Below are 16584 nucleotides of genomic sequence, written 5' to 3' on the forward strand. Positions count from 1 at the left end.
GGAGCCGCCGGGGTCCGTGGGCCGAGGAGTGCGGTGCAGGTCGAGGAGCGCGGTGGACCGTCCCCGCCGGCGCGGGCACGTACGGCCCGAGGGAGGGTGATGACCGCAGTTCTGGCCCCGGTCGCGGGGACGGCCGTCGGCCTCACGGCGGTTCCCGATCCCGTGTTCTCCGAAGGGCTGGTCGGGCCGGGGGCGGCGATCGACCCGGTGCGCCGGCCCGGCCGGGTGGTCTCGCCCATCGCGGGGCGGATCCACAAGCTGCACCCGCACGCTTTCGTGGTGGTGGGGGACGACGGCCGGGGGATCCTGGTCCACCTGGGCATCGACACCGTGCAGCTGCGGGGGGAGGGCTTCGAGCTGCTGGCCGCCGAGGGCGACCGGGTGAGCGCGGGCCAGCCCGTGGTGGCCTGGAACCCCGCCGGGATCGAGGCGGGGGGGCGTTCCCCGGTCTGCCCGGTGGTGGCGCTGGACGCGTTCGCCGAGGCCGTCACGGAGATCGCCGACGGGGTCGTGGACGCCGGGGACGAGCTGTTCCGATGGGCCTGAGGCCCGGGTGCGACGGCGGTGGAGGCGGAAAGTGGATCTTCGGGAAGAATAGGACTTAAGTGCAATTCGCGCTCTCGGGGGGAACGAGGCCCCGTGACCCGGTCTCGCGGAGGAGGGAGATCGGGGCGCGGGGTGGAAGCGCCGGAGGCCGCGGGCTCGTCCCGCGGCCGTGGTCCGGCGGGGCCGACCGGCCCTCCCCGGCCATACGGCGAGCCGGGCGGTCTAGACCACCCGGCCGGATCTTTCAGGAGGAGCCCGTGCCCGAGCGTCACGTCATCGTCAAGGCCGAGGTCGGTCTGCACGCCCGCCCCGCGGCGACGTTCGTGCAGACCGCGGCCAAGGCCGCGCTGGACATCACGGTCGCCAAGGCCGGCGGCAAGCCGGTCAACGCCAAGAGCATCCTCGGCGTCCTCTCGCTCGACGTCCGCCAGGGCGACACCGTGGTGATCAGGGCGGAGGGCGAAGGGGCGGAGGAACTCCTCGACCGGCTGGCGGAGATCGCCTCGGCGCCATGAGCGGGACGCTCCAGGGGATCGGAGTGAGCCCCGGCGCCGGGTTCGGACCCGCCCACGTGATGTCCCGGGCGGTCCCGCCGCCTCCGGCCGACGTCCCGCACGGCGGGGACGCCGGAGCGGAGCGGGACCGGGCGCTCCTGGCGCTGGAACGGGTCGCCGCGGACCTCCAGGAGCGGGGGGAGCGGGCCGGCGGCGAGGGCGGCAAGATCCTTCAGGCCCAGGCCCTGATGGCGCGCGACCCCGGCCTGTCGGACGGGGTCGCCGATCTGGTCCGGGCCGGGAAGGGCGCCGCCCGCGCGGTCTACGAGGGATTCGGCCGCTACCGGAGCATGCTCGCCGAGGCCGGCGGCTATCTGGGCGCCCGCGTCGCCGATCTGGACGACGTCCGGGACCGCGCGCTCGCGGTCCTGGAGGGCCGGCCGGTGGCGGACGCGCCGCCCGCCGGGGCGGAGCCGTACGTGCTCGTCGCCCGTGACCTGGCCCCGGCGGACACCGCGCTGCTCTCCCCGGACCAGGTGGCCGCGTTCGTCACCGAGGAGGGCGGCCCGACCAGCCACACCTCGATCATCGCGCGGGCGATGGGCGTGCCGGCCGTGGTGGCGTGCCCCGGCGCGACCGCCGTCGCCCCGGGCACGCCGGTGCTCGCCGACGGCTCCTCGGGCCTGGTACGGCTCGCGCCCTCCGGCGAGGAGGTGTCCGCCGCCCGCGGGGCCGCCGCCGCCCGCCGGGCCGCGCTCGCGGCGGTCACCGGCCCCGGCGCGACCGCGGACGGGCACGCCGTGCCGCTGCTGGCCAACATCGGCGGGCCGCAGGACCTGGCGGACGCGCTGGAGCACGGCGCGGAGGGCGTCGGGCTCTACCGGACCGAGTTCCTCTTCCTGGGCCGGGCGGAGGCGCCGTCGGCCGAGGAGCAGGAGGCGGCCTACCTGGAGGTGCTGGAGGCGTTCCCCGGCGGGCAGGTCGTCGTGCGCACGCTCGACGCGGGGGCGGACAAGCCGCTGGCGTTCCTGCCGCCGCCGGGCGAGGAGCCGAACCCGGCGCTGGGGGAGCGCGGGATACGGCTCCTGCGGCTCCACCCCGAGGTGATGGAGACCCAGCTGGCCGCTCTGGCGCGGGCGGCCTCCCGGAGTACGGCCGTGCTCCGGGTGATGGCCCCGATGGTGGCGACCGCCGAGGAGGCGGCCCTGTTCGCGGCCGCGTGCCGGGAGGCGGGCCTGGCGTCCGCAGGCGTCATGATCGAGGTGCCCTCCGCGGCCCTGCGCGCCGCCGACCTGGCCGCCGAGGCCGGTTTCTTCTCGGTCGGCACCAACGACCTGGCGCAGTACGCCTTCGCCGCCGACCGCCAGGTGGCCGCGCTGGCCGCGCTGCACGACGCCTGGCAGCCCGCCCTGCTCGACCTGGTCGCCCTGGCCGCGGCCGGGGCCGCCGGGCGGGACCGGCCGTGCGGGGTGTGCGGAGAGGCCGCCGGGGACCCGGTCCTCGCCTGCGTGCTGGTCGGGCTCGGCGCGGCCTCGCTGTCGATGAGCGCTCCCGCGCTGCCCGCCGTACGGGCGGCCCTGGCGCGGCACAGCCGGGAGCAGTGCCGGCTCGCCGCGCGGGCCGCGCGGGCGGCCGCCTCGCCCGCACAGGCGCGGGACGCCGCTCGGGCGCACCTGCCGGGCCTGTCCGGGCTGGGGCTCTGAGGCGTCCGGGACGCTCCGGGCGGTGGGGGCCTTCAGGACGGGGACGTCCGGCCCGGGGCGCGGAGGGCCCGGTGGGACCGGCGGGAGCTAAAGAGACGGCGAAGCGCCGGGCCGTCCGGTCGCCCGCGCGGATAGCGTGGTCGCCATGGTTCGGTGCATTCGTACGACGGGTCTTGCAGTGATCGTGACGATGGCGGCCGGCTGCGCCGGTTCGGGGGCCGCCTCTCAGGCCTCCGGCGGCCCCTCCGCGGGCAGGGCGAACGAGGCCGCCCCGGCGGTGCGGGAGACGGCCGCCGCCCGGCCGGAGGCGACCTCCGAGGGCTCGGCGCGCTCGTCCTCCTCGGTGGAGGACGTGCTCGCCGGGATGAGCACGGAGGAGAAGGTCGGCCAGCTCTTCATGCCCGTCCTGTACGGCTCGTCGGCCACCGCCTCGTCCGGGGAGAACCAGGCCCGCTTCGGCGCGGCCACGCCGGCCAAGGTGATCGCCAAATACCGGCCCGGCGGGGTGATCCTGTTCCCCTGGGCGGACAACGTGAAGAACGTCCGGCAGCTCGTCGCGCTGACCAACGGCATGCAGAAGGCCTCGCCGGAGATCCCGCTGCTCGTCGGCGCCGACCAGGAGAACGGGCAGATCTCCCGGCTCGCGCCGCTGGTCACCGAGCTGCCCGCGGCGAAGGTGATCGGCTCCACCGGCGACCCCTCGCTGGCGCGCAGAGCCGCCGAGGTGACCGGGACCGAGCTGCGGGCGCTGGGCGTCAACCTCGACTTCGCCCCGGTCGCCGACGTGAACGTCAACCCCCGCAACCCGGTGATCGGTCCGCGCGCCTACGGCTCGGACCCGAAGAAGGTCGCGCCGATGGTCGCCGCCGCGGTCAGGGGCTTCCACGACGCCGGGGTCGCCGCCACGGCCAAGCACTTCCCCGGCCACGGCGACACGAGCGTCGACAGCCACACCGGCCTCCCGGTGATCGAGCACTCCCGCTCCCAGTGGTCGAAGCTGGACGCGCCGCCGTTCGCCGCCGCCATCGAGGCGGACGTCGACGCGATCATGAGCGCCCACGTGGTCATGCCGAAGCTCGACCCGTCGGGGGACCCGGCCACGCTCTCCAAGCCGATCCTGACCGGGCTGCTCCGCGAGAAGCTCGGTTTCGAGGGCGTCGTCTCCACCGACGCGCTGAACATGGCGGGTGTGCGCGAGAAGTACGGCGACGGCGAGGTGGCCGTGCGGGCCGTCCTGGCCGGGGCGGACCTGCTGCTGATGCCGCCGGACTACCCGAAGGCGCACGGGGCGGTGCTGGCCGCGGTGCGGTCCGGCCGGATCTCCGGCGAGCGGCTCGACGAGTCCGTGCGGCGGCTGCTGAAGCTGAAGGCCGCCCGGGGCCTCCTGGCGAAGGCCCCGGTGGCGGACCCGGCCGAGGCGGAGCGGGTGCTGCGTTCGGCCGCGCACCGCAAGGTCGCCTCGCTGATCACCTCCAGGGCCCGGTAGGCCCTGTCCTGAGCCCGGCCTTCAGAGGGAGCGGCCATGGTGGAGGGAGGACCGGGCGGGACCGGCGGCGGGCCCGTCGCCGGCGGCCTGACGGGCCGGTCTCCCGGCCCGCTCCGCCGGCCGCCGGGCCGCCCGCGGCGGGGAGCGCCGGCCCCGGCGGGTTCTACGACCGGGTCGCCTCGTAGCCGGGCAGCGCGGCCGGGACGGCCGGGCGCATGGCCAGGACCAGTACGGCCAGCCCGGTGAAGACGAGTGCGGCGACGACGGCGGTGACGTGCAGGCCGGCGGTGAACGCCTCCCGCGCGGTGTGCAGCAGTTCCGCGCCCTGACCGGCGGGCAGGTGCCGGCCGGCGGCGACCGCGTCGGCCAGTGAGTCGGACGTGCCGCCCATCCGGCTGCGGTAGACCACCGCGGCCACCACGCCGAGCAGCGCGAAGCCGAGCGAGCCGCCGAGGTAGTTGCCGGTCTCCGACATCGACGCCGCCGAGCCGGCCCGCTCCGGCGGTACGGCCCCGACGACCAGCCCGGTGCCCAGCGCGAACAGCGGGCCGGTGCCCAGCGCCAGTACGGCGATGCCGGCCATCACCAGCGGCAGGGAACCCGTACCGCCGACACCGACGAGCAGCAGGCTGCCCAGCGCCGATCCCGCCATCCCGCCGGCGATCGCGGTCGTCCGCCCCGTCCGCCGGGCCAGCGCCGGCGCGGTCATGGTGCCGACCGCCACGCCCAGGCCCATGGGTGCGAACAGCGCCGCCGACGCGACCGGAGAGAAGCCCAGCACGCTCTGCAGGTACTGGGTCACCAGCAGGCCAGTACCGGCCATGGCGATGCCGGCGCCGACCAGTGCGACGAGTACGGCCGTGAACCGGCGGTTGCGCAGCAGCCGCAGGTCCAGCAGCGGCGTCTCCAGCCGTAGCTGCCGGCGTACGAACAGCGTTCCGACGGCCGCGCCGACGACCAGGGCCGCCACCGGCACCGCCCGCGCGCCTTCGACGGACAGCTGCTTGACGCCGTACACCGTCAGGAGCACCGCCGCGAGCGACAGCCCGACGCTGGCCGGGTCCAGCCGGCCGGCCCGGTCGCTGCGGAACTCCGGCAGGAGGACCGGCCCGGCGAGCACCAGCAGCGCCATCGCCGGCACGGCGGCCAGGAACACCGATCCCCACCAGAAGTGCTGGAGCAGGAAACCGGCGAGGACGGGTCCGAGCGCGCCGCCGGTGAACTGGCAGGCCGCCCAGATCGCGATGGCCCTCCCGCGCTCCCGCTCTTCGTGGAACATGCCGGTGAGCAGGGCGAGTGTGGACGGCGCCAGGGTCGCGCCCGCGACGCCCAGCAGCGCACGCGCGACGATCAGCAGCAGCGGGTCGGTCGCGAAGGCGGCCACGACCGACAGCACCGCGAACGCCGCCGCGCCGATGATCAGCAGCCGCCGCCGGCCGATCCGGTCGGCGAGCGTGCCCATCGTGATGACGAGGCCGGCCACCAGGAATCCGTAGCCGTCGCTGATCCACAGCTGCTGGACGCCGGTGGCGCCCAGGTCGGCGCTCAGCTGCGGGAGCGCGAGGAGCAGCGCCGTCGTGTCCACCGCGACGACGAATGTCGGCAGCATGAGGAGGGCCGCTCCCAGCCATGCCCGGTTGATTCGCATATCCGAGGCTCTCTGTTCTCTCGACGTTTCGCCGGTCGGTCGGAGCGGGCGGGGGCTTCTTGACATCGGCGGGAAGAGAATCCGTGCGAAAGTTCCGGAGGGGATGTCAAGACGGCGATGACCGCTCCGACCGACCGGTCGAAGGGCCCGGTCCGGGGCCCGTGAACCACGAGGGGTGCGAGATGAAGTTCCTGATCGGCATGCACATCAACCCGGCCGTGCTGGACGCGCTGACCGACGAGGAGAAGGCGGCGATCGGCGACGGCCACGGCAGGTTCATCGAGGCGCTGAAGAGGTCCGGCGAGCTGATCACCACACAGGCGCTGGCCGACCCGTCGCAGGCCGCCGTGGTGTCCGTGCGCAACGGTCAGCCGGTGGTGACCGACGGGCCCTTCCTGGAGGCCAAGGAGTACCTGGGCGGCTTCTACCTGATCGACTGCGAGAACAGGGAGCGGGCGATCGAGCTGGCGGCGCGGATCCCGGACGCCGCGATCGAGGGTCTCGGGATCGAGGTGCGGCAGGTGATGTTCGCTGACGGACAATTGGAGGCATGACGGCATCGGCCATCGAGGACCTGCTGCGCGAGCTCACGCCGCAGGTCCTCAGCGCGTTGGCACGCCGGTACGGCCGGTTCGAGGAGTGCGAGGACGCCGTGCAGGAGGCCGTCCTCGCCGCGGCCGTGCAGTGGCCGGCCGAGGGCCTGCCGGACAATCCGCGGGGCTGGCTGGTGGCCGTCGCGTCCCGCCGGCTCATCGACCAGATGCGCAGTGACCACGCGCGCCGCGAACGGGAGTCGGCGACGGCCGCCAGGGCGGCACCCGAGGTGCCGGACACCGACGACACGCTGGTCCTGCTGTTCCTGTGCTGCCATCCGGCGTTGACGGCGGCCTCCCAGACCGCCTTGACGCTGCGGGCGGTCGGCGGTCTGACCACGGCCGAGATCGCCCGCGCGTTCCTGGTGCCGGAGGGCACGATGGCGGCCAGGATCAGCCGGGCCAAGCAGCGCATCAGGGCCGCCGGCAGCTCGTTCGGCCTGCCGGACGGCGCGGAGCGCGAGGAACGGCTCCGGGTCGTCCTGCACGTGCTCTACCTGATCTTCAACGAGGGCTACACCGCCTCCTCGGGCAGCGAGCTGCACCGGGTCGACCTCGCGCACGAGGCGATCCGGCTGACCCGGATGCTGCACGCGCAGTTGCCCGAGGACGGTGAGGTGACCGGGCTGCTCGCGCTGATGCTGCTGACCCACGCCCGCCGCAAGGCGCGGACGACGGCGGCCGGCGACCTGGTGCCGCTGGACGAGCAGGACCGTACGGAGTGGGACCGCGGGCTGATCGACGAGGGCCTCGAGCTGGTCAAGGCGTCGCTGGCCGGCCCGGCGCTGGGACCGTACCTGCTCCAGGCCGCCATCGCCGCCACGCACGCCGACGCGGCCACGGCCGGGGAGACCGACTGGCGGCAGGTGCACGCCCTCTACCTGGTCCTGGAACGGATCGCGCCCAACCCGATGGTCACCCTCAACCGGGCGGTCGCGCTCGCCGAGACCGCGGGCCCGGCGGCCGGGCTGGCCCTGCTGTCCGCCTTGGACGGTGACGAGCGCATGGCCGGGCACCACCGGCTGCTGTCCGTGCGGGCGCACCTGCTGGAGAAGACCGGCGACACGGCCGGGGCGTACGAGCACTACCGGCGCGCCGCGAAGGCCACCGCCAGCCTCGCCGAGCGACGCTACCTGGAGTCCCGGGCGGGCCGGGTGAGGGCGTAGGCCCCGCCCCGATCCCCCCACCGGCACCCGCCCGGTTCCGCCTCCCCGGCGGCTGCGCCTAACCTGTAACCCGTTCCAGACGAGGAGGCGGGATGTTCAAGGGCGTGCTGATCGACTGGGGCGGCGTTCTCACCACCGGGCTGCGTGAGGCGATCGACGTGTGGATCGCCGCCGAGCGGATCGACCCGGACCGCTACCGCGACGTGATGCGCGAGCTGATCATGCACGCCTACGAGGGCGCCGCGGACGGGGAGAACACGATCCACGCGCTGGAGCGCGGCGAGATCTCCGCCCTGGACTTCGAGCAGGACCTGGCGAGGAGGCTGCTCACGCTGGACGGCGTGCCGCCGGTCGCCGAGGGGCTGCTGACCCGGATGTTCGCCGGTTTCCAGCCGGTCCAGCCGATGTACGACATGCTGGCCGCCGCCCGCGCCGCCGGCCTGAAGACCTGCCTGCTCTCCAACTCCTGGGCCAACGACTACCCCCGGGACGCGTGGGAGGACCTCTTCGACCACGTGGTCATCTCCGGCGAGATCGGCATGCGCAAGCCGGAGCCGCGGATCTTCCGGCACACCCTGGACCTGGTGGGGCTCTCCGGCCCCGAGTGCGTGTTCGTGGACGACATCGAGGCCAACATCGCGGCGGCCCGCGCGCTGGGGATCACCGGGGTGCACCACAGGGACGCCGAGACGACCATCACCGAGCTGGAGGGGCTCCTCGGCGTCTCCCTGCGCTGAGGGCGGCCTGCCCGGTGTCCGTGCCCGGTGTCCGTGCGTGTCGCGCGAGGGGCCGTGCCCGCCGTGTTCGCGGGGCCGCCGTGCCCGCGGTGCTCCCGGGACCCGTCCGGAGCCCGGCTCGCCGCCGGGGGACCGGATCTCGCGGACGGGCCGAGGGGACTGGCAGACTCGGGTGTCATCCGGCGCCGGCCTTCGCCGCCGCGCCGCAGCAGAGATCGTATGAGCAGATCGAGGAACGGATGCGCGTCTACCTGCCGGCCACGCTCCCGGCGCTGGCCCGCGTGGCCACCGCGAAGGAGTTCGGCCCGGCCCCGCTGACCGGTTACGCGGTGACCCCCGCGCTGATCGAGTGGTACGCCTCGGGCGACACCGAGGAACTGGAGTACGTCGCCCTGACCGACGCGGCCAGGGCGTCCCTGCGGATGCTGGCCGCCGACCGCGCCGACGGCGTGGAGGTCGCCGCGCGCCGGGTGGTGATCGCGGCGGAGGTGCCGGACGAGGCCGTGGCCGTGGGTGCGGACCTCGCCGAGCGGTCGCGGGTGCGGCTCGCGCGCGCGGTCGCGCTGGAGGAGATCGCCGCCGTCCACGTCGACGAGCAGTCGGCGGCCGCCGACGTCGAGGCCGCCGTCGCCGCGCTGCCCGCGGCCGACGCCGGCGACGACGACGCGCGCTTCACCGTGGACGGCGCCGAGGCCCACGAGCTCCTGTGGTACGCCACCCAGGAGATCCCCGACCTGGTCGGCTGAAGCCCTGCCCCGGTTTTATCCCGGTGAGGGGCACGCGGAGCGCTGACTAGTCTTGGTGGCGATATGAGACACATCGTTTGGGACTGGAACGGCACGCTCTTCGACGACATCGAGGCCGTGGTCGGCGCGACCAACGCGGTCTTCGAGCCGTACGGCGTGGGCGCCTACGACGCCGACGGCTTCCGCGCCGTCTACACCCGCCCGATCTGGACGGCCTACGAGCGCATGCTCGGGCGCCCGCTGGCCGACGGCGAGTGGGAGCTGATGGACCAGGGCTTCCACGACCACTACCACCGGCTGATGCTGGAGTGCGGCCTGACGGCCGACGCGCTCTCCACTCTGCGGGAGTGGGAGCGGGCGGGCGGCAGCCAGTCGCTGCTGTCGATGTGGTGGCACGAGCGCCTGGTCGCCAAGGTCGCCGAGTACGGCATCGACCGGCACTTCACCCGCGTCGACGGGCTGCTGCACAGCGTGCCCGGCGGGCACAAGGCCGAGTCCATGGTGGCCCATATCAAGGCCCTGGGCGTCGACCCGGCCGACGTGCTCGTGATCGGCGACAGCGTGGACGACGCCCACGCCGCGCAGCACGTCGGGGCCCGGGCGGTGCTCTACACCGGCGGCATGACCAGCCGCAGGGACCTGCAGGCGCTGGGCGTCCCGGTGGTGGACACCCTCGCGGACGCCGTCGACCACGCCTGAGCGGGTCCTCCTGGTTCCTCCCGGGCCGTCCGCACCGGGCCGTCCGCACCGGACGGTCCCGGATGGTTTCGGCATCGGGGGCGGCCGGAGTACGGCGGCGGCCGTACTCTGGCATCCCACCCATTTCCGGAGGCCACGATCAACCGCCTCGTTCTCTGGAACGTCGATCTGACCCTCGTCGACGTGTCCATCGTCACCCGCGACGCGTACGCCGACGCCTTCCGGCGGGTCACCGGGAGGCCGCTGGTGAAGCTGACCCAGCACAACGGCCGGCCCGACTCCGAGATCGTCTTCGAGACCCTGGCGATCAACGGGGTCGTCGCCTCCGATGAGCACCTCCCGGAGTTCCTGGACGCGCTGGCCGAGGCCTTCGGCGCCCGGCGCAGGCGGCTGGCCAAGGAGGGCAGGGCGATGCCCGGGGCGAAGGACGCGCTGAAGGCCGTGGCCCGGCTCGGCGGCACGGTGCAGTCGGTGCTCACCGGCACGATCAGGAGCAACGCCGTGCACAAGCTGACCGCGTTCGGCCTGGACCGCTACGTCGACTTCGAGATCGGCGGCTACGGGGAGGAGGTCTACCCCAAGGCCAGCCTGCTCCAGGTGGCGCAGGGCCGCGCGGGACGCAGGCACGGCGCCGTCTTCGACGGGAGCAACACCGTGCTGATCGGCGACTCGGCCCGGGACGTGCAGGCCGCCCGGATCGCCGGGGCCTCGATGATCGCGGTCGCCACCGGGCGGTCCCTCCCGGCCGAGCTGCACGAGGCGGGCGCGGACGTGGTCCTGCCGGACCTGTCCGACCCGGTCAGGCTCGTCGAGGCGGTGACCCGCCTCACCGCCTCCGCCCGGACCGGCTGACGCCAGCCGTCCTGCCGCCCGCTCGCAGCGCCCGGCCGGTCAGGAGTCCGCCTGGGCGGTCAGAGTCGAGACCCGCCGGTCAGGAGTCCGCCCGGCCGGTCAGGAGTCCGCCAGGGCGGTCAGGAAGCGGGCGGCGATCGGGGCGGCCACCGCCGAACCCGAGCCGCCGCCCTCCACGATCACGGAGAAGGCCAGGTCGTCCCGGTAGCCGATGAACCAGGCGTGCGAGGGCGGTTCGGCGCCGGAGCCGTACTCGGCGGTGCCGGTCTTGCCCGCCGTACCGGGCGGGAAGGAGACCGCGCTGGCGGTGCCCTCCACCACGACCGCGGGCATCAGCGTGCGCAGGGCCCGTACCACCTCGGGTTCGAGCTCGCGCGGTTCGGCGGGGGGAAGCAGGCCGGGGTCCACCAGCCGGGGCGGGCGCCAGGAGCCGTCGGCGACGGCCGCGGCGACGGCGGCCATGTTCAGCGGGCTGGTCAGCACGCGGCCCTGGCCGATCGAGGCCGAGGCGAGGTCGGTGTCGTCCTTCGGCGCGGGGAACTCCGCCCGTACGGCGGGCACGCCCGGCTGGACCGGGGCGCCGAAGCCGAAGCCCGCGGCGACCTCGGCCAGCCGCTCCCCGCCGAGCCGGTCGACGCTCAGCCGCCCGAACGTGGTGTTGCACGAGTGGGCGAACGCCTCGCGCAGCGAGGGCGTGCCGTAGTCCTTGAAACCGGCGTTGTGGAAGGGGAAGCCGCCGATGTTCTGCTCGGCCGGGCAGGCGGTGCGCTCCTCGGCGGTCATGCCGCCGGCCACCAGCGCCGAGGCGGTGACGACCTTGAACGTCGATCCCGGCGGGTAGTGGCCGAGCAGGGCCCGGTTGAACCCGCCCGGCTTGTTGGCCGCCGCCAGGATCTCCCCGGTGGAGGGGCGGACCGCCACCAGGGAGGCGGGCTTGCCGGTGGCGGTGAGCGCGTCGGCGGCGGCGCGGTGGACCCGCAGGTCGATCGTGGTCCTCAGCTCCCGGCCGGGCCTGGCTTCGGCGATGGCCAGGGTGGCGACCTTCGTCCGGCTCTTCACCAGGTCCACCCGGGCGGAGGCGGAGCCGGTGAGGCGGTCGTGGTAGGTCTCGGTGAGCGCTTCGACGAGCTGCTGCACCGAGCCGGGGGCGGAGGCGGTGTCGATGCGGGTGCCGTCGGCGGCCAGGACCGGTGCCCGCTGGGCCTCGACCGTCACAGCCTTGATCCGCAGGCCGGGGCCGAGCCGGGGGTGGACGGCGGCCGGGCTCCACCTCACCCGCCAGGCCCGCTCGTGCTCGACCAGTGTCAGCGAGCCGTCGTAGCTCCAGTCCACCGCCCCCTTCAGGTGGGCGCGGAAGCGTACGGCCGCGCCGCCGGGGCCGCCGCTGCCGTCGGTGCCGCCGGATGCGCCGGTGACCTCGAAGCGGGCCCCGGTCAGCTTCAGGTCGGTCCGGAACCGCTGGTACCAGCGGTCGAAGTCGGCGGGAGGGCCCACGGTGAGCGCCCGCATCGCCGAGTGATCCTGCCGCTCCCAGGCGGTGAGGAAGTCCCGGGCCGTCTGCTCGGGTGAGCCCTGGGTGCGCAGGACCCACACGGCCCCGCCGGCCGCGACGGCCGGGACGAGCAGGGCCGCCGCGGCGGCGATGACGCGGTTTCTCGGCTTCATGAGCGTTCCCCCTTGTCTTCATCGGCAGAGGAGACCAGAGGAGACGCCTGTGTGTCCAATATCGATATATGTTAGGAATTGATAGCGGGAGAGATATCATCGCTGCCCATGGACCTGGTGAAGCACCTGCGCTACTTCACCGTCGTCGCCGAGGAACTGCACTTCGGCAACGCCGCCGTCCGGCTCGGCATGGCGCAGCCGCCGCTCAGCCAGCGCATCCGCCGGCTGGAGGAGGAACTGGGCGTGCGGCTGTTCGACAGGTCCAATCGCCGGGTGCGGCTGACCGCGGCCGGGCAGGCGCTCCTGCCCGAGGCACAGGAGATCGTCGCCCGGGTCGAGCGGTTGCGCGCCCTCGCCGAGCGCGGCGAGGGCGGCGAGGGCGAGGTCCTGCGGGTCGGCGTCCCCCCGGACCTGGGCTCGGCGGTGATCGCCGCGCTGATCGACGGGTTCCGGGAGGCGGACCGAGGGGTGCGGCTCGCGCCCGCCGAGATGTGGAGCACCGATCAGGCGGCCGGGCTCGCCGCGGGCACCCTCGACGTGGGCGTGGTCCGGCATCCGGTCGCCGCCGCCGACCTGAGCTTCGGCCCGGTGCTCGTCCAGCGTCCGGGAGTGGTGCTGACCGAGTCGGATCCGCTCGCGGAGCGGCCGTCGGTGCACCTGGCCGACCTGGCCGGCCGCCGGCTCGTCCTGTTCCCCGGGGAGCCCGGGCTGCAGGAGGAGACGCTCGCGGAGTGCCGCCGCCACGGGTTCGTCCCGGAGGAGGTGCACGAGGCGCAGACCCTGGGGCTGGTCATCGCCGGGACCGCGATCGCCTTCGGGCCCCGCGTGGAACTGCCCGGCCTGCGCTGGCGGCCGCTGCTGGGCGAGCCGCTGGCCTGGCGGGTCTCGACCGCCTGGCGGGGGGAGGCGGGACCGGCGGCCGAGGTCTTCGGGGCGGTGGCCGTACGGGTGCTGAAGGAGAATGCCGGGATGACGGACGACGGCGCGGCGCCGGTGCGGCGGGTGCGGGCCCGCCCCGCCACGGGGTTCCTGGCATGACGGGCGCCCGCCCGGCGGGCCGGGCACGGAGGAGGCCTGGGGTGTTCGGGATGTCGCGGGCACGGAGGAGGCCTGGGATGCCCGGGATGTCGCGGGCACGGAGGACGTCCGGGACGCTCGGGACGTCGCGGGCACGGAGGGTGCGGGCGTGACGGACTTCGACGGGCTGTTCCGCACGGCGGGCGTCACCGGGTTCCTGCACGCCGTGGACCTGGACACCGGGGCCGAGATCGCCCACGGGGCGGACCAGGCCGTGGTCACGGCGTCGGTGTTCAAGGTGGCGCTGCTGGTGGAGTTCTTCCGGCAGGCGGACCGGGGGGCGCTGGATCCGGCCGAGCGGGTCAGGATCGTGGCGGACGGCCACACCCCCGGGCCCACCGGGGTGTCGGCCATGACCGACGACGTGACGATCTCCCTGCGGGACCTGGCCTACCTGATGATCGCGGTGAGCGACAACACCGCCGCCGACACCCTGATCGGCCGGGTCGGCCTGGCGGCGGTCAACACCATGCTCGCCTCCTTCGGCCTGGCCGGCACGTGGCTGGAGCACGACTGCGCCGGACTGTTCGCGAGCATCGTGGAGGACGCCGGGCAGGAGGACATGCCGACCGACCCGGCGGTGGTCGCCCGGCTGCGCGTGCTCGACCCGGCCCGCACCAACCGCAGCACGCCGCGCGAGACGACCCGGCTGCTCGGCATGATCTGGCGGGACGAGGCCGCCTCGCCGGAGTCCTGCGCGTGGATGCGCCGCCTGCTGGGCCTGCAGGTCTGGCCGCACCGGCTCGCCTCGGGCTTCCCGTACGACGACGTCGCCGTCAGCGGGAAGACCGGCACGCTGCCGACGCTCCGCAACGAGGCCGGGGTGGTGGAGTACCCCGACGGGGGCCGTTACGCCGTGGCGGTCTTCACCCGCTCGTACGGCACCGCGCAGAACCAGCCGCGCGCCGACGCGGTGATCGGCACCGCCGCCCGGATCGCCGTGGAGCGGCTGCGCTCCTGACGCGCCTCCGGCTCGGGTGCGTCCGGTTCCCGGGACGCTCCCGGCTCCTCAAGCCCCCTCGAGCCGCCTGAGGTCGCGGTCTCGGCGCCGCGGGCACGGTCGTGTGAGAGGTCCACATGCCGTGAGGTGCGGGTGTGTGGGTCCGGGGGATGACATCCGAGCGGGGCGCGGGAAGGATGGGAGCATGGTCAAGGAAGGTGCGCTGCTCTGGGAACCCACCCCGGACGTCACGAAGAACGCCAAGGTCACCGCATACATGGAGTGGCTCGGCCGGCCGGTCGACTACCAGGCGCTCTGGCAGTGGTCGGTGGAGGCTCCGGAGGAGTTCTGGGCGTCGGTCTGGGACTACTTCGGCGTGGTGGGGGAGCGTGGTGACGGGCCCGTCATATCAGGGACGATGCCCGGGGCCGAATGGTTCACAGGATCGGCGCTGAACTACGCGGAGAACGCGCTGCGCCGCGCCGAGGCGGAGCCCGGGCGGCTCGCGGTGGTCTCCCGCGACGAGTCGGGCGGGCGGCGGACGCTCACGCTGGGCGAGCTGGCCGCCGAGGTCGCCCGGGTCCGCACCGGGCTCGCGGCCCTGGGGGTCGGCCGGGGCGACCGGGTCGCCGCCTACGCCCCCAACGTGCCCGAGACGCTCGTCGCCTTCCTCGCCACCGCCTCCCTGGGGGCGATCTGGTCCTCCTGCTCCCCGGACTTCGGCGCGCCCAGTGTGATCGACCGCTTCACCCAGATCGAGCCCAAGGTGCTCCTGGCGGTGGACGGCTACGACTACAACGGCAGGCACTTCGACCGGTCCGGCGTGGCCGGTGACATCGCCGCGCGGCTTCCCACGCTCGCCGCCCTGGTCCGCCTGCCCGCACCCGGCGCGGGCCGTACGGCGGGCACGGGAGACACGCGGGGCACGGAAGACACGCCGGACGCGGGCCGTACGGCGGGCGCGGGCGGCGCGGTGGACGGGGACGGAACCCCGGGCGGCCCCGCGACCGTGCTGACCTGGGAGGAGCTGCGGTCGGCCGACGGCCCCCTGGCCTTCGAGCGGGTCCCCTTCGGCCACCCGCTCTGGATCGTCTACTCCTCCGGCACCACCGGCCTGCCCAAACCGATCGTGCACGGCCACGGCGGCATCGTCCTGGAACACCTCAAGGCGCTCTCCTTCCACCAGGACCTCGGCCCCGACGACGTGTTCTTCTGGTACACCACGACCGGCTGGATGATGTGGAACTACCTCGTCGGCGGTCTGCTGGTCGGCTCGGCCGTGCTGCTCTACGACGGCTCGGCCACCCATCCGGAGACCGGCGCCCTGTGGCGGCTGGCCGCCGAGGAGGGCGTCACCTACTTCGGGACCGGCGCGCCGTACATCACCGCCTCGATGAAGGCGGGGCTGGAGCCGGGCGGGCTGGAACGGCTGCGCGGCCTCGGCTCGACCGGCTCGCCGCTCCCGCCCGAGGGCTTCGCCTGGGTGCACGACACGCTCCCGGAGGTGCAGCTCGGCTCGTTCTCCGGCGGCACCGACGTGTGCACCGGTTTCGTCGGCGCGGTCCCCCTGCTCCCGGTCCGCGCGGGCGTCATTCCGTGCCGGTGCCTGGGCGCGAAGGTGGAGTCGTTCGACCCGTCGGGGCAGCCGGTGGCCGGCGAGGTGGGCGAGCTGGTGCTGACCGTGCCGATGCCGTCCATGCCGGTCATGTTCTGGAACGACCCCGACGGCTCGCGCTACCGGGAGAGCTACTTCGACGACTACCCCGGCGTCTGGCGGCACGGCGACTGGATCAAGATCCTGCCCGACGGCGGCTGCGTCATCTACGGCCGCTCCGACTCGACCCTGAACCGGGGCGGAGTGCGGATGGGCACCAGCGAGTTCTACCGGGTGGTGGAGCGCTTCGAGGAGATCGCAGACAGCCTGGTCATCGACACCGGCCAGCTCGGCCAGGAGGGGCGCCTGCTGCTCTACGTCGCCATGGCCGAGGGCGCGGAGCTCACCGGCGACCTGGTGGCCCGCCTCCGTACGGCCCTGCGCACCGAGCTCTCCCCGCGCCACGTCCCCGACGAGATCACCGAGGTGCCCGGCATCCCCCGCACGCTGAGCGGCAAGAAGCTGGAGGTCCCGATCCGCAAGATCCTCCTCGGCGTCCCGCCCGAGCAGGCCGCCAACCTCGACGCCATGGCCAACCCCGAGGTGCTCTTCGCCTTCACTCCCGAATCCTGAGACGA

15 protein-coding genes are annotated in these 16584 nt (G+C 74.4%); 13 read left to right on the forward strand and 2 right to left on the reverse strand.

Going from position 1 to position 16584, the window contains the following annotated elements:
- Nucleotides 1-99: 99 nt before the first annotated feature.
- The 4 genes from HS048_RS09570 to HS048_RS09585 all read left to right on the forward strand — a co-directional run bounded on the left by HS048_RS09570 (nucleotide 100) and on the right by HS048_RS09585 (nucleotide 4229).
- Nucleotides 100-546, forward strand: a complete 447-nt coding sequence (locus HS048_RS09570; RefSeq protein WP_068894584.1) for a PTS glucose transporter subunit IIA — start codon at nucleotides 100-102, stop codon at nucleotides 544-546.
- Nucleotides 547-803: 257 nt separating this feature from the next.
- Nucleotides 804-1061: an HPr family phosphocarrier protein gene (locus HS048_RS09575; protein ID WP_068894585.1), complete on the forward strand. Its 258-nt coding sequence runs from the start codon at nucleotides 804-806 to the stop codon at nucleotides 1059-1061.
- Nucleotides 1058-2743: a phosphoenolpyruvate--protein phosphotransferase gene (gene ptsP, locus HS048_RS09580; protein WP_196466724.1), complete on the forward strand. Its 1686-nt coding sequence runs from the start codon at nucleotides 1058-1060 to the stop codon at nucleotides 2741-2743. The genes HS048_RS09575 and ptsP overlap by 4 nt, the downstream gene beginning before the upstream one ends.
- Before the next feature lie 145 nt (nucleotides 2744-2888).
- Nucleotides 2889-4229 carry a glycoside hydrolase family 3 protein gene (locus HS048_RS09585; RefSeq protein WP_230880789.1) on the forward strand — a complete coding sequence of 447 codons (1341 nt, stop codon included), beginning with the start codon at nucleotides 2889-2891 and terminating at the stop codon, nucleotides 4227-4229.
- A gap of 163 nt (nucleotides 4230-4392) precedes the next feature.
- On the opposite strand, the gene HS048_RS09590 is transcribed toward HS048_RS09585, so the two are convergent.
- A complete protein-coding gene (locus HS048_RS09590) occupies nucleotides 4393-5838 on the reverse strand; it encodes an MFS transporter (RefSeq protein WP_230880790.1) in 1446 nt (481 codons plus the stop codon).
- A gap of 221 nt (nucleotides 5839-6059) precedes the next feature.
- Between HS048_RS09590 and HS048_RS09595 the strand changes: the two genes are divergently transcribed.
- The 6 genes from HS048_RS09595 to HS048_RS09620 all read left to right on the forward strand — a co-directional run bounded on the left by HS048_RS09595 (nucleotide 6060) and on the right by HS048_RS09620 (nucleotide 10670).
- Nucleotides 6060-6431: a YciI family protein gene (locus tag HS048_RS09595; protein WP_196466726.1), complete on the forward strand. Its 372-nt coding sequence runs from the start codon at nucleotides 6060-6062 to the stop codon at nucleotides 6429-6431.
- Complete coding sequence (locus HS048_RS09600; RefSeq protein ID WP_196466727.1) at nucleotides 6428-7636, forward strand: RNA polymerase sigma factor; 1209 nt, start codon at nucleotides 6428-6430, stop codon at nucleotides 7634-7636. The genes HS048_RS09595 and HS048_RS09600 overlap by 4 nt, the downstream gene beginning before the upstream one ends.
- Before the next feature lie 92 nt (nucleotides 7637-7728).
- Nucleotides 7729-8373, forward strand: a complete 645-nt coding sequence (locus HS048_RS09605; protein ID WP_068894590.1) for an HAD family phosphatase — start codon at nucleotides 7729-7731, stop codon at nucleotides 8371-8373.
- Nucleotides 8374-8612: 239 nt separating this feature from the next.
- Nucleotides 8613-9119: a hypothetical protein gene (locus HS048_RS09610; RefSeq protein ID WP_068894591.1), complete on the forward strand. Its 507-nt coding sequence runs from the start codon at nucleotides 8613-8615 to the stop codon at nucleotides 9117-9119.
- A 63-nt stretch (nucleotides 9120-9182) separates the two neighbouring features.
- A complete protein-coding gene (locus HS048_RS09615) occupies nucleotides 9183-9818 on the forward strand; it encodes an HAD family hydrolase (RefSeq protein ID WP_068894592.1) in 636 nt (211 codons plus the stop codon).
- 138 nt (nucleotides 9819-9956) lie between these two features.
- A complete protein-coding gene (locus tag HS048_RS09620) occupies nucleotides 9957-10670 on the forward strand; it encodes an HAD family hydrolase (protein ID WP_196467838.1) in 714 nt (237 codons plus the stop codon).
- A 99-nt stretch (nucleotides 10671-10769) separates the two neighbouring features.
- On the opposite strand, the gene HS048_RS09625 is transcribed toward HS048_RS09620, so the two are convergent.
- Nucleotides 10770-12335 carry a penicillin-binding transpeptidase domain-containing protein gene (locus HS048_RS09625; RefSeq protein WP_196466728.1) on the reverse strand — a complete coding sequence of 522 codons (1566 nt, stop codon included), beginning with the start codon at nucleotides 12333-12335 and terminating at the stop codon, nucleotides 10770-10772.
- Nucleotides 12336-12443: 108 nt separating this feature from the next.
- On the opposite strand from HS048_RS09625, the gene HS048_RS09630 reads away from it, so the two are divergent.
- The 3 genes from HS048_RS09630 (at nucleotide 12444) to HS048_RS09640 (ending at nucleotide 16579) form a co-directional block, all read left to right on the forward strand.
- The gene (locus HS048_RS09630) at nucleotides 12444-13373 is read left to right on the forward strand and encodes a LysR substrate-binding domain-containing protein (RefSeq protein ID WP_196466729.1); all 930 of its coding nucleotides are present in this window, start codon (nucleotides 12444-12446) and stop codon (nucleotides 13371-13373) included.
- A 148-nt stretch (nucleotides 13374-13521) separates the two neighbouring features.
- Nucleotides 13522-14373 carry a serine hydrolase gene (locus tag HS048_RS09635; protein ID WP_196466730.1) on the forward strand — a complete coding sequence of 284 codons (852 nt, stop codon included), beginning with the start codon at nucleotides 13522-13524 and terminating at the stop codon, nucleotides 14371-14373.
- A 184-nt stretch (nucleotides 14374-14557) separates the two neighbouring features.
- Complete coding sequence (locus tag HS048_RS09640) at nucleotides 14558-16579, forward strand: acetoacetate--CoA ligase (RefSeq protein WP_196466731.1); 2022 nt, start codon at nucleotides 14558-14560, stop codon at nucleotides 16577-16579.
- The last annotated feature ends 5 nt before the right edge of the window (nucleotides 16580-16584 follow it).

The sequence above is a fragment of the Planomonospora sp. ID91781 genome (assembly GCF_015711595.1).
GTDB lineage: Bacteria > Actinomycetota > Actinomycetes > Streptosporangiales > Streptosporangiaceae > Planomonospora > Planomonospora parontospora.

Excerpts from the sequence above, each read along its gene's own strand:
- ptsP (WP_196466724.1), top strand. The coding sequence starts at position 1,058 with ATGAGCGGGACGCTCCAGGGGATCGGAGTGAGCCCCGGCGCCGGGTTC.
- HS048_RS09625 (WP_196466728.1), bottom strand. The coding sequence starts at position 12,335 with ATGAAGCCGAGAAACCGCGTCATCGCCGCCGCGGCGGCCCTGCTCGTC.
- HS048_RS09630 (WP_196466729.1), top strand. The coding sequence starts at position 12,444 with ATGGACCTGGTGAAGCACCTGCGCTACTTCACCGTCGTCGCCGAGGAA.
- HS048_RS09595 (WP_196466726.1), top strand. The coding sequence starts at position 6,060 with ATGAAGTTCCTGATCGGCATGCACATCAACCCGGCCGTGCTGGACGCG.
- HS048_RS09605 (WP_068894590.1), top strand. The coding sequence starts at position 7,729 with ATGTTCAAGGGCGTGCTGATCGACTGGGGCGGCGTTCTCACCACCGGG.
- HS048_RS09615 (WP_068894592.1), top strand. The coding sequence starts at position 9,183 with ATGAGACACATCGTTTGGGACTGGAACGGCACGCTCTTCGACGACATC.
- HS048_RS09640 (WP_196466731.1), top strand. The coding sequence starts at position 14,558 with ATGGTCAAGGAAGGTGCGCTGCTCTGGGAACCCACCCCGGACGTCACG.
- HS048_RS09585 (WP_230880789.1), top strand. The coding sequence starts at position 2,889 with ATGGTTCGGTGCATTCGTACGACGGGTCTTGCAGTGATCGTGACGATG.
- HS048_RS09570 (WP_068894584.1), top strand. The coding sequence starts at position 100 with ATGACCGCAGTTCTGGCCCCGGTCGCGGGGACGGCCGTCGGCCTCACG.
- HS048_RS09590 (WP_230880790.1), bottom strand. The coding sequence starts at position 5,838 with ATGCTGCCGACATTCGTCGTCGCGGTGGACACGACGGCGCTGCTCCTC.
- HS048_RS09610 (WP_068894591.1), top strand. The coding sequence starts at position 8,613 with ATGCGCGTCTACCTGCCGGCCACGCTCCCGGCGCTGGCCCGCGTGGCC.
- HS048_RS09600 (WP_196466727.1), top strand. The coding sequence starts at position 6,428 with ATGACGGCATCGGCCATCGAGGACCTGCTGCGCGAGCTCACGCCGCAG.